Source organism: Pseudonocardia sp. SID8383 (genome assembly GCF_009864975.1).
GTDB classification, from domain to species: Bacteria; Actinomycetota; Actinomycetes; order Mycobacteriales; family Pseudonocardiaceae; genus Pseudonocardia; species Pseudonocardia alni.
On sequence record NZ_WWFY01000955.1, the window covers coordinates 1 to 10,829 of the forward strand.

The window sequence follows — 10,829 nt, forward strand, 5'->3', positions numbered from 1 at the left end:
GCAGCGCGGCGAGGGCCGGGGCCCGCCGCTCCAGCACCGCGGCCGGGTCGCGGCCCAGCTCGGCGAGGTCTGACCGGTGGAACGGCGGCGGTGCGCTGACCACGTAGCGGGCGAACCCGAGCTCGGGCGCCCGCCGGGCCGCGGCCAGGTGCGCGGACACGACGTCGGCGACGTCGACCCGCCGGTGGCAGAACTCCACCAGTTTGAGCGTGGTGTCGTCGTGGACGGCGCGGACCTCGTCGCGGTCGTCGGCCTCGGGGAAGAACCGCGAGGTCCGCAGCACCACCACCGGCAGCCCCGGGTCCAGCGCGGCCAGCTCGCACAGGTCCTCGGCGGCGGTCTTCGTGGCGCCGTAGACGTTGCGCACCCGCGGCACCACGGTCTCGTCGATCCAGGTCGCGGGCCCGCCCGGCGCCGGGGTCAGCGCGCGGCCGAACGCGCTGGTCGAGGACGTGAACACCACGCCCCGCACCCCCGCGGCGGCGGACTCCTCCAGCACCGCCAGCGTGCCCGACACGTTCGTGCCGACGAAGTCCTGCCTGCTGTGGGAGCCGACGTGCGGCTTGTGCAGCGTCGCGGTGTGCAGCACGTGGCTGACCCCGCGCAGCGCCGACCGCAGGGCGTCGCGGTCGGTCAGCGACGCGACGACCGCAGTCCACGGCGAGGGCCGCCGGTCCAGACCGACGACGGGCACCCCGTCGCCGGCCAGCGTGCGGACCAGCGCCTCACCGAGGTGGCCGGAACTGCCGGTGACGAGGACGCGCTCCATCCCACCAGTGAACCCGCTCAGGCAAGCAGGTTCCGCAGCTCGGTCACCGCCGTCCGCAGCTCCCGGGCGAAGGCGTGCATCCCCTCGGCCTGGTCGGCCGGGGTGGACAGGTGCACGTGGAAGCGGTCGGGCAGCAGCACGTAGGCCACCCCGATGCAGCGCGAGCTGGTCGAGCCGAACCCGAAGTACCGGATGTTGTCCGACGGCGCGGAGCTGGTCGACAGCCAGTCGTCGCGCATGATCGTCCAGCCGGGGGAGTCGAACACCGCCAGCTGCTCGGTGACGCCCAGCTCCGCCCCGCGACGGCGCCGGATCCAGTCCAGCTCCCACAGGTGCTGCTCGGGCGCGTCGCCCTGCTGGCACTGCTTCGCGCGGGCGCCGTGCGCCGCGGCGGCGGCCCGGAAGGTGTCGACCTTGTCGGCGTCGGAGGCCTGCGGGTCCCCCATGGCGTCGACGAAGGTCACCATCTCCGGCGTGATCACCCGCATCGCCTCGGTGCGTCCGCGCCGGAACTGCCGGGTCGCGATCGACTCGTAGGTGGCCCCGGTGACACCCTTGGCCCGCCGGTGCGCGACCTGGTAGCAGGCCTGCACGAAGGCGTCCGGGGAGCACTTCAGGGCCTTCGCGTCGCGCGCGCCGAAGTCGTCGAAGGCGACGAGCTCGGTGGCGGTGGCGTCGAGGAACGCGGAGAACTCGTCGTGCGCGCGGGCCACGGTGGCGCGCAGGTCGTCGTCGAGGACGAACCGCAGCTCGGCGTGCGACGGGACGCCCTGCGGACGGGCCCCGATCCGCTCGGCGTGCACCTGCAGCGGGTCGGCGAACATCGCGTCGACCAGGGTGAGGACGGTGGTGCCGTCGAGCTCGCAGTGCTCGATGTTGACCCCGGCGGTGCCGTCGGCGAGCACGACGATCGACAGCGCCTTGTCGAACCAACGGTCGCCGGAGTCCCCCGCCAGCAGGGTCCGCGCGGCGGACTCCTCGTCGGCGGGGTCGGTCTCGTCCAGACAGACCGCGAGCAGTGCCCGCTCCACCAGGTCGACGGCCTCGGCGTTGGCCGGATCCAGCCCGGTCAGCCGGTCCCGCACCGCGGCCCACTCGGCCCGGGCCAGGGTCGTCAGCGCGCCGACCGCGTCGCCGGTGGCGGCCCGCTCGGGGTGGGTCTCGCGGATCTCCCGCAGCGCGTCCGCGATCTCCCCGGCGGTGTGCGCCGCCCCGTCCTCGCCGATCACGTCGAGGCGGTGGATCCGGCCGCGGTGCAGCACCACGACGTGCCGCTCGGTGGACGGACCCGGCCAGTCGTCGCTGTAGGGGGTGCGGACGGTGTCCTGGGGGTCGCCCGGGATGCGGGTGGTGGAGAAGATGTGGCGGCTCTGGTCCATCGACTGAGCCACGTCGCGGTTGACCAGCGGCGGGAACGTCCCGGCGTCGAGATCGGCCTTGTGCCCCAGGGCGGCGACGGTGAGCTGCGCGGCCCGCTCGCACGGGTCCGTGGTCGATCCCGGCCCGAACAGGAAGAAGAAGTTCGCGTTGAGCGCGATCCGGTCGCGCCGGCCCAGGTAGCGCGACGGCCAGAACGCGTCCAGCCAGCTGTGGGCGCCGGCGTCGAAGCGCTCGAGATCGGCCTGGAGCACCGACGCGGGGCCGCCCTCGGCGAGCAGCTCTCGGGCGGCGGTCTCGGTGCGGGCGTACTCGTCGGGGGTGAGCAGCGGGGCGCACCACTCCAGGAACCGGTCGACCGAGGCGGACAGGGTCGGGAGCGGCACCTTCGGCAGGTCGTCATCGGCCGCGAACGTGGTGGTCACGGGCGTCAGTCCAGCAGCCCGTCGACACGCACGGTACGCGACCCCCCGTGTTCGGACAGTGTCCTCCCGAACAGCTGGCGGGTGCGGACCGCGCTGCCGACCACCCCGGTGCGCGTGCTGTAGGAGAAGATCGCCGTGTGCCGGGCGGTGTCGCCGCGCACCTCGGTCACCCGGTGCAGCGAGTACCGGCCGCGGAACAGCTGCAGGTCACCGGGGCGCAGCACCAGCCGCCGGACCCGGTCACCGCCCCGCCCCTGCAGGACCTCCGCGACGTCGCCGGTGTTCTCCGACGTCGTGCTGCGGATGTCCGGGCAGTACTCGAATACCCCACCGACCTCCGGGGCGCGGGTGAGCAGGCTGATCGCGATCTCGTTGGTGTCGAAGTGCCACGGGTGCGATCGGCCGTCGCCGACGACGTTGAGGCACAGCCCGGCCAGTGGGTCGGCCAGCTCGTACAGCTCGGACACGCCGGTGCACGCGGCGAGGAACGCGCGGAACGCGGGCTGCGGGTACAGGCGGTGGATCAGCGCGGCGGCCGGGATCCGGTCGCGCGCGACGAAGGCGTTGCCCCGCTCCATCGGTACCCGCGCCGGGTGGTCGGCGGGCAGCGCGGGGTCGGGGTCGGTGTTGTAGACGTTCACCACGGCGGTCTCGTAGTGCGCCAGCGGGGCGACCGCCTCGCCCTCGGTCCGCAGCCGGTCCCGCCACGACGCCCGGACGAACCCGGGGAGCACCGCGCAGCCGTCGGCGGCGAGCTGGGCGCGGGCCCGCCGGACCGCGTCCTCCCACCCGGACGAGCCCGGTTCGTGCACCGGGTAGCGGGTCAGGTCGACCGGGTCGAGCTCCTGCGGGGCCGCGAGTGCGGTCGGCTGCACGGATCAGCTCCTTCGTCCCCGGGCAGCGCCGGTGCCGCCCACGGTGTCACCGTCATCCAAACCCGTTCGAGGCCGCCGGATCAACGGTGAGTGACCGAGCGATCAGTTTCCGTGCGCCGTGGGAGGCTGTTCTTGCGCGGGAGAACCCCGGCGGAGGATGGTTCGTTGATCCGGTCGACGAGCGAGGAGGCTGTCATGGGCGCTATGAGCCCCACCCACTGGTTGATCGTGCTGGTCGTTCTGGTCCTGCTGTTCGGCGCGAAGAAGCTGCCGGAGATGGCGCGGTCGGTCGGCCGGTCCAGCCGCATCCTGAAGAGCGAGATGCGCGGCCTGCGCGACGACGACGGACGCCCCGGGGAGATCGGTCCCGGCGGCGCGACCCGGGCCGACACCGAGGTCCGGGAGCCGGGCACCCGGCAGCCGGAGGGCGCCACCCGTCCGGAGCCCGGCCCCGAGACCCAGCGGGCCTGACGGCCGCCCACAGGACGGACCACGGATGACGGACCAGGCATGACGGACCACGCATGACGGTGCTCGTGACGGGGGCCAGCCGGGGGGTCGGCGCGGCCACCGCCCGGCTCCTGGCCGGCCGCGGCCAGGACGTCCTCGTCGGGCACCGGGCCTCGCCCGAGGACGCCGCGGCGGTGGTCGCGGAGTGCCGGGCCGCCGGGGTGCACGCCGACGCGGTCGCCGCGGACGTCACCCGCACCGAGGGCGTCGAGCAGCTGTTCGACGCGGCGGCCGCCATGCCGTCGCCGCTGACCGGAGTGGTCGCGAACGCCGGTGGCGCCCCCTCGCGGCAGCGCCTGGAGGACATGAGCGACGCACGGATCGACGAGGTCCTCGCGCTCAACCTGCGGGCGGCGCTGCTGTGCTCGCGCGAGGCGGTGCACCGCATGTCCACCCGCTACGGCGGAGCGGGCGGGGTGCTCGTGCACATCACCTCCCGCGCGGCGGTGCTCGGCTCGCCCGACGAGTGGAACGACTACGCGGCGGCGAAGGCCGGGGTCGAGGCCCTCGTCGTCGGGCTCGCGAAGGAGGTCGCCGCGGACGGGATCCGGGTGGCGGCCGTACGGCCGGGCCTGCTCGACACCGACTTCCACGCGCGGGCCGGTGAGCCGGGGCGGATCGAGCGGATGGCGCCGTCGATCCCGATGGGCCGTGCCGGCCACCCCGACGAGGTGGCGACGGCGATCGCCTGGCTCCTGTCGGACGAGGCCAGCTACGTCACCGGCGCCGTGCTGGACGTGTCCGGCGGGCGCTGATCCGTCGGCGGGACCGAACCGGTGGCGGGTGAGGGAGAGCCACCGGCGCGGGTCGGGGCCCGGCCGGCGGTGGGGGAACGGACCGGCTGTGTGGTCGGCGGTCGGCGGCGGCGCTCAGGAGGCGGCGCGGGCCGAACGCCCGAAACCGATCCGTCCGCGGCGGCGGGCGCGACGCCCGGCCCCGGAGGTCTCGGCACACAGCAGGCAGCCGTCCCCGGGTGGGGAGGCCAGCGACGCCGGCAGCACCACGTGCCCGCAGAGCGCGGTGCAGTGTCCGGTTCCGGCGGTGAGCGAGTCGGCCAGCACCGCCTGCGCCACGACGTGGCTGCGGCTGTCGCGGGCGCAGGTGACCGTGACGGTCTGCTCCTCAACCGGCGCGGTCGCCACGGCCACGGGGCGCGTACTGGCGGGTGTCACCGACACGGCAGCTCCTCCGGGCACGATTCGACGGAATAACCATCCTCACCCCGCAGCGGTGCAGATGCAAGTGCATCCGCACGATTGGCCGAACCTGCGGGCGGGTGGTCGCGGAGCGTGGCGAGGGCCACGTCCGTGCCCTCGACGGGTCCGGCCGGTTCGTTCCGGGGCCCGCCGGACGGGCCGGTGATCACGGTGTCTTCCTGGGCGGACACCCGGTCGCATGGTTCCGGATCATTCTGTGGCGCCGGTCACGTCGATCATGGCGTCGAGGTCGGCCGCCGGTCGTCAGCGGCTGCGACCTACGCCGGGCGGCACTAACCTAGTCAGTCATGACCGCTCCCGAACAGGCTCCTCCTCGGGCGTCCACGGCTCCGGACGGGGACGCCGCGACCGGCGCACCCGCCCCGGCGGCCGACGCCGACGGTGACCATTCGTACGAGATCGGCTCCCCGGTCCCGGCCGACGGGGTGGACATGTGGCGGCTGGCGGTGGAGGCGCGGACGCTGGACGCGAACTCCCGTTACGCCTACATCCTGTGGTGCCGCGACTTCGCGCGCACCTCGGTCATCGCCCGGCGCGACGACGGTCGCGCCGTCGGCTACGCGACCGGCTACCTGCGCCCCGAGAACGGCGCCCTGCTCATCTGGCAGGTGTGCGTCGATCCGGTGGCACGCGGTGCGGGGCTCGCCGGCCGGATGCTGGATGCCGTCTGGGACCAGGCGGGCGCCGAGCGGATGGAGACCACCATCACGCCGGACAACGCCTCCTCGATCCGCCTGTTCACGAAGTTCGCGGAGCGCCACGACATGACGATCGAGCGGGAGGACCTCTTCGGTCCGGACCTGCTCGGTGACGAGCACGAGCCGGAGAACCTCTATCTCATCGGCCCGATCGCAGCAGACAAGGGTGGGAACACATGACCGTTTTCGAGGATCTCGAGTCCCAGGTCCGGAGCTACTGCCGCAACTGGCCCGTCGTCTTCGACACGGCGAAGGGCAGCCGTCTGACCGACGTCGACGGCCACTCCTACCTCGACTTCTTCGGTGGCGCGGGCGCCCTGAACTACGGGCACAACCCCGAGGTGCTCAAGAAGCCGCTGATCGAGTACCTGACCCGTGACGGCATCACCCACGGGCTGGACATGTACACCTCGGCCAAGGGCGAGTTCCTGACCACGTTCGAGGACATCATCCTCAAGCCGCGTGGCCTGGAGTACAAGGTGCAGTTCCCCGGCCCGACCGGCGCCAACGCCGTCGAGTCGGCGCTGAAGCTCGCGCGCAAGATCAGCGGCCGGGAGGCGCTGATCAACTTCACGAACGCCTTCCACGGCATGACGCTGGGCGCCCTGTCGGTCACCGGCAACTCGATGAAGCGCGGCGGTGCCGGCATCCCGCTGGTCCACTCGACGCCGATGCCGTTCGACAACTACTTCGACGGCAAGATGCCCGACTTCCTGTGGTTCGAGAAGGTCCTCGACGACACCGGCTCCAGCCTCAACGAGCCGGGCGCGGTCATCGTCGAGACCGTGCAGGGCGAGGGCGGCCTCAACCCGGCGCGCATCGAGTGGCTGCAGGGTCTGCGGGACCTCTGCACCCGCAAGGGCATCCTGATGATCGTCGACGACGTGCAGATGGGCTGCGGCCGGACCGGCCCGTTCTTCTCCTTCGAGATCGCGGGCATCGAGCCCGACATCGTCACGATCTCGAAGTCCATCTCCGGCTACGGCCTCCCGATGGCGCTCGTGCTGATCAAGCCCGAGTACGACCAGTGGGGCCCGGGCGAGCACAACGGCACCTTCCGCGGCAACAACCCCGCGTTCGTCACCGCCACGCACACGCTGCGCAACTGGTGGACCGACGACACGCTGGAGAAGGAGACGCTGCGCAAGGGCGAGAAGGTCGAGGAGGCCTTCAACAAGATCATCGGTGACAACCAGGGCACCGAGATGTTCACCAAGGGTCGTGGGATGGCGCGGGGCATCCAGTTCGAGGGGGAGGGGCTCGCCGAGAAGGTGGCCTCGAAGGCCTTCGAGCAGCGGCTGCTGCTGGAGACCGCCGGTCCGAACGACGAGGTGCTCAAGCTCCTGGCGCCGCTCACGACCACCGACGACGAGCTCGACGAAGGTCTTGCGATCATCGGCGAGTCCGTCAAGACCGTCATCGGGAGCTGATCCACAACCATGATCGTCCGCACCATCGACGAGATCACCGACACCGAGCGTGACGTGGTCTCCGAGGACCAGCAGTGGCGCAGCAAGCGCATCGTCCTGGCCAACGACAAGGTGGGGTTCTCGGTCCACGAGACCACGCTGAAGGCCGGGACGATCAACGACTTCTGGTACGCGAACCACATCGAGGCCGTCTTCATCACCTCCGGTGAGGGCGAGCTGTACGACAAGGACAACGACGTCACGTACCAGCTCAAGCCGGGCTCGATCTACGTGCTGAACGGCAACGAGAAGCACCAGCTCCGCCCGAAGACCGAGATCACCTGCGTGTGTGTGTTCAACCCGCCGGTGACCGGTCGTGAGGTGCACGACGAGAACGGTGTGTACCCGCTGGTCACGGAGGACTGAGGGCTCCGTACCGGGATCGACACCGCGAGGGGTGTTTCCGCTGTGTGACAGCGGGAACGCCCCTCGCGGTCGTTCACACGACGTCCATCCGAAGGGACACCGAACCCACAGCGACTCACAGGAGGGTCCATGACCGCACTGGTCGGCAACGACGAACCGCGTCTCGTGCGTGGAGCCGGGGACCGCTACCCCACGCGCGTCTCGAACACCCCCGCCTTCATCGACCGCGCCGAGCCCACCGTGTGGGGCTCGAAGGCGAGCGCCGGCATGTTCGGCGCCCAGGAGCTGGAGGCGCACGAGCGCGACGGCTTCGTGCAGGTGCCGGGCCTGCTGACGGCCGACGAGATCGTGGAGTACCAGGCCGAGCTGGACCGGCTCGCCCACGATCCCGGGGTCCGCGCCGATGAGCGCTGCATCGTCGAGAAGTCCTCGGACGAGGTCCGCTCGATCTTCGAGGTCCACCGGATCTCCGAGGCGATCGGCCGGCTGGTGCGCGATGAGCGGGTGCTCTCCCGGGCCCGCCAGATCCTCGGCTCCGACGTGTACGTGCACCAGAGCCGGATCAACTACAAGCCCGGGCTCGGTGGCGGGGGGTTCTTCTGGCACTCCGACTTCGAGACCTGGCACGCCGAGGACGGGATGCCCAGCCCGCGTGCGGTCAGCTGCTCGATCTCGCTGACCGACAACCACCCGTTCAACGGCTGCCTGATGATCATGCCGGGGTCGCACCGGACCTTCGTGTCGTGCGTCGGGGAGACCCCGGAGGACTACCACCTGACGTCGCTGAAGGAGCAGGAGATCGGCACCCCGGACGCGGAGTCCATCTCCAAGCTGGCCCAGCGGCACGGCATCGCGATGATGACCGGCGAGGCGGGCGGCGCCACGTTCTTCGACTCCAACTGCATGCACGGGTCGGGCGACAACATCACCCCGTACCCGCGGTCGAACATCTTCCTGGTGTTCAACAGCGTCGAGAACGAGTGCGTGGCGCCGTTCTCGGCCCCGCGGCCACGTCCGTCCCACATCGCGGCCCGGGACCGGTCCCCGGTCCGCTGAGCGTCCGCGCTCAGGCGTCCTGGAGGGGTAAGAGCTCCGGACGCTTGGGCCGGTAGCCGTCCCACGTGTGCGTGCCGCGCAGCCGCTTGCGCAGGTACGGCATCACGTGGTGGGTGACCCACCGCAGGTCCTCGGCCTGGCGCGCGGTCCAGGGGGTCGGCCCGCCCTCGGGCTCCGGCCACGGCCCGCGCCAGTCCGGGGCCTGCTCGCCGAGGGTCTCCAGCACCCGCCAGGCGACCCGCTCGTGCGCGTGCGGGACCAGGTGCAGCCGGTCCGGCCCCCAGGCCCGCGGGTCGGCGAGGCACTCCATCGCCCACAGGTCGACGACGCGGCAGCCGTGCCGTTCGGCGGCGGCCCGCATGTCCTCGTTGTAGCAGGCGATCCGGCCGCGCAGCCTGCGGATGAACGGGTGCATCCGGCGCAGGTCGAAGCCGGTGAAGATGAGCACCTCGGCGCCGGTTGCGACCAGCCTGCCGAGCGCGGCGTCGAAGCGGGCGGCGAGGTCGTCGACGTCGCAGGACCAGCCGATGATGTCGTTGCCGCCCGCGCAGAAGGTGATCAGGTCGGGGCGCATCCGTTCGGCGACCGGGAGCTGCTCGGCGACGATCTCGTCGAGGACCTTCCCGCGCACGGCGAGGTTGGCGTAGCCGAAGCCCGGGCGGCGGTGGGCGAGGGTCTCGGCGACGCGGTCGGCCCAGCCGCGGGCCCGGCCGTCGGGGGTGAGGTCGTCGAGACCCTCGGTGAAACTGTCGCCGATCGCGACGTAGCTCCGGTGGTGTGCGTGCGTCTGCTGGTGCATCGGCACGGCCCCCTCTCGTCCCCGGTCCTCCGCGTGCCTTGTCTGTTGTTCACCGCAACGATGTCCGGCGTTACGCCGATGATCACCCTGTTCCGGGCTGTCCGCCAATCGGATCCCGTCGACCCTGCGTGCGGGATAGGGCACCCTCAGCGGGGTGACGTCCGATCGCGCTCCGCACACCGCATCCCGGGAGGACCCGAAGCTCGCCGAACTGCTCGGTGGCCGGGCCGGTGCCGTGGACGCCTCGATACCGGTGGTCGCGTTCGTGCTCGCCTGGGTGGTCGCGGGGGCGGCGGGGTCGGCGTTCCCGATCAACTGGGGGGCCGGCGCGGCGATCGTCGCGGGGGCCGCGGTGGCAGGGTGGCGGCTGTACCGCGGCCGCCGGCCGCGGGCGGTGCTGTTCGGGCTGGCCGGGGTCGTCGTCGCGGCCGGGATCGCGCTGGTGACCGGGCGGGCGTCGGACTTCTTCCTGGTCCAGATCGTGTCCAACGTCGGCAGCGCGCTGGCCTGGGCGATCTCGATCGTCGTGCGGTGGCCGCTGCTGGGGGTCGTCGTCGGCGGGCTGCTGGGACAGCGCACGAGGTGGCGGCGCGACCCGGACCTGCTCCGCGGGTACCAGCGGGCGTCCTGGGCGTGGGTGGCGCAGTACGTCCTACGGCTGTCGGTGTTCCTCCCGTTGTGGGCGGCCGACCAGGTCGTGCTCCTGGGTGTCGCGCGGACCGTGCTGAGCCCGGTGCTGGTCGGGCTGAGCGTGCTCGTGTCGTGGCCGTTGCTGCGTACGGCGCTGCCGGCCGATCACCCGGGCATCCGTCACCCCCGGTGACGGGCTCTGACACCTCGTAGCGCTAGAATCGTGATCTTCCCGTGACCTTTGCTCGGTCGTGTGAAGGTCACCACTTCGGGTGATCGTCCGGCGCAATCGTGGCCTCCCGGACGTTCCCCCGGGGCGAGCCGCCGCACCGACGATCACTGCAAGGAGCCATGCCGCACCAGCGCCCCCCGGAGCCCGGCTTCGGCGACGCCCCTCGTGGCGTCCCGAGCCCGGCCCGTCCTCCCGCCCAGCCGTCCGCTCCCCGACCCGGCACCGGTCGCCCGGTGGTCGCCCCCGACGCCCCGCGGCTGCCCCGTCAGCGCACCGCGAATCCGCCCCGCACGCACGGCGGCCGGGTCCCGCAGCCGCCGTCGGGCACCGTCCGCGGCCGGACCACGCAGACCCCACCCGGTGGCCGTCCGGTGAGCCCGGTCGTGCCCGGGCCGGGCGTGCCGGA

12 protein-coding genes are annotated in these 10,829 nt (G+C 72.3%); 7 read left to right on the forward strand and 5 right to left on the reverse strand.

Going from position 1 to position 10,829, the window contains the following annotated elements; translation table 11 throughout:
• The 3 genes from GTW08_RS22695 to GTW08_RS22705 all read right to left on the reverse strand — a co-directional run.
• Positions 1–769 (reverse strand): NAD-dependent epimerase/dehydratase family protein (locus tag GTW08_RS22695; protein WP_161152500.1); only part of this gene is annotated, 769 nt, incomplete at its 3' end.
• Between the two features lie 17 nt (positions 770–786).
• Positions 787–2,571, reverse strand: a complete 1,785-nt coding sequence (locus tag GTW08_RS22700) for a choline/carnitine O-acyltransferase (RefSeq protein WP_073576691.1) — start codon at positions 2,569–2,571, stop codon at positions 787–789.
• A gap of 5 nt (positions 2,572–2,576) precedes the next feature.
• Positions 2,577–3,446 (reverse strand): arpA protein, encoded by an 870-nt coding sequence (locus GTW08_RS22705; RefSeq protein WP_073576690.1) that lies wholly within the window; start codon positions 3,444–3,446, stop codon positions 2,577–2,579.
• A 195-nt stretch (positions 3,447–3,641) separates the two neighbouring features.
• Here GTW08_RS22705 and tatA point away from each other — a divergent pair, with 195 nt between their 5' ends.
• Together tatA and GTW08_RS22715 are read left to right on the forward strand one after the other, a co-directional pair.
• Positions 3,642–3,917 carry a Sec-independent protein translocase subunit TatA gene (gene tatA, locus GTW08_RS31180; RefSeq protein ID WP_073576689.1) on the forward strand — a complete coding sequence of 92 codons (276 nt, stop codon included), beginning with the start codon at positions 3,642–3,644 and terminating at the stop codon, positions 3,915–3,917.
• Positions 3,918–3,970: 53 nt separating this feature from the next.
• On the forward strand, positions 3,971–4,711 hold the full coding sequence (locus GTW08_RS22715; RefSeq protein WP_073576688.1) for an SDR family oxidoreductase: 741 nt from the start codon (positions 3,971–3,973) through the stop codon (positions 4,709–4,711).
• 114 nt (positions 4,712–4,825) lie between these two features.
• Here GTW08_RS22715 and GTW08_RS22720 read toward each other — a convergent pair whose 3' ends face one another.
• The gene (locus GTW08_RS22720) at positions 4,826–5,134 is read right to left on the reverse strand and encodes a hypothetical protein (protein WP_139282894.1); all 309 of its coding nucleotides are present in this window, start codon (positions 5,132–5,134) and stop codon (positions 4,826–4,828) included.
• A gap of 326 nt (positions 5,135–5,460) precedes the next feature.
• Between GTW08_RS22720 and ectA the strand changes: the two genes are divergently transcribed.
• The 4 genes from ectA (at position 5,461) to thpD (ending at position 8,762) form a co-directional block, all read left to right on the forward strand.
• Positions 5,461–6,051, forward strand: a complete 591-nt coding sequence (gene ectA / locus GTW08_RS22725) for a diaminobutyrate acetyltransferase (RefSeq protein WP_083658816.1) — start codon at positions 5,461–5,463, stop codon at positions 6,049–6,051.
• A complete protein-coding gene (gene ectB / locus GTW08_RS22730; RefSeq protein ID WP_073576686.1) occupies positions 6,048–7,301 on the forward strand; it encodes a diaminobutyrate--2-oxoglutarate transaminase in 1,254 nt (417 codons plus the stop codon). Before ectA ends, ectB begins: the two co-directional genes overlap by 4 nt.
• Positions 7,302–7,310: 9 nt before the next feature.
• Positions 7,311–7,706, forward strand: coding sequence for an ectoine synthase (locus GTW08_RS22735; protein ID WP_062398314.1), 396 nt, complete (start codon positions 7,311–7,313; stop codon positions 7,704–7,706).
• Between the two features lie 129 nt (positions 7,707–7,835).
• Positions 7,836–8,762, forward strand: coding sequence for an ectoine hydroxylase (gene thpD / locus GTW08_RS22740; RefSeq protein WP_073576685.1), 927 nt, complete (start codon positions 7,836–7,838; stop codon positions 8,760–8,762).
• A gap of 10 nt (positions 8,763–8,772) precedes the next feature.
• On the opposite strand, the gene GTW08_RS22745 is transcribed toward thpD, so the two are convergent.
• On the reverse strand, positions 8,773–9,561 hold the full coding sequence (locus GTW08_RS22745; RefSeq protein ID WP_073576913.1) for an SGNH/GDSL hydrolase family protein: 789 nt from the start codon (positions 9,559–9,561) through the stop codon (positions 8,773–8,775).
• A 154-nt stretch (positions 9,562–9,715) separates the two neighbouring features.
• On the opposite strand from GTW08_RS22745, the gene GTW08_RS22750 reads away from it, so the two are divergent.
• The gene (locus GTW08_RS22750; RefSeq protein WP_073576684.1) at positions 9,716–10,384 is read left to right on the forward strand and encodes a DUF3159 domain-containing protein; all 669 of its coding nucleotides are present in this window, start codon (positions 9,716–9,718) and stop codon (positions 10,382–10,384) included.
• The last annotated feature ends 445 nt before the right edge of the window (positions 10,385–10,829 follow it).

Bases quoted from the DNA above. Each gene is read 5' to 3' on its own strand.
- tatA (WP_073576689.1), top strand. From the start codon at position 3,642: ATGGGCGCTATGAGCCCCACCCACTGGTTGATCGTGCTGGTCGTTCTG.
- ectA (WP_083658816.1), top strand. From the start codon at position 5,461: ATGACCGCTCCCGAACAGGCTCCTCCTCGGGCGTCCACGGCTCCGGAC.
- thpD (WP_073576685.1), top strand. From the start codon at position 7,836: ATGACCGCACTGGTCGGCAACGACGAACCGCGTCTCGTGCGTGGAGCC.
- GTW08_RS22735 (WP_062398314.1), top strand. From the start codon at position 7,311: ATGATCGTCCGCACCATCGACGAGATCACCGACACCGAGCGTGACGTG.
- ectB (WP_073576686.1), top strand. From the start codon at position 6,048: ATGACCGTTTTCGAGGATCTCGAGTCCCAGGTCCGGAGCTACTGCCGC.
- GTW08_RS22715 (WP_073576688.1), top strand. From the start codon at position 3,971: ATGACGGTGCTCGTGACGGGGGCCAGCCGGGGGGTCGGCGCGGCCACC.
- GTW08_RS22745 (WP_073576913.1), bottom strand. From the start codon at position 9,561: ATGCACCAGCAGACGCACGCACACCACCGGAGCTACGTCGCGATCGGC.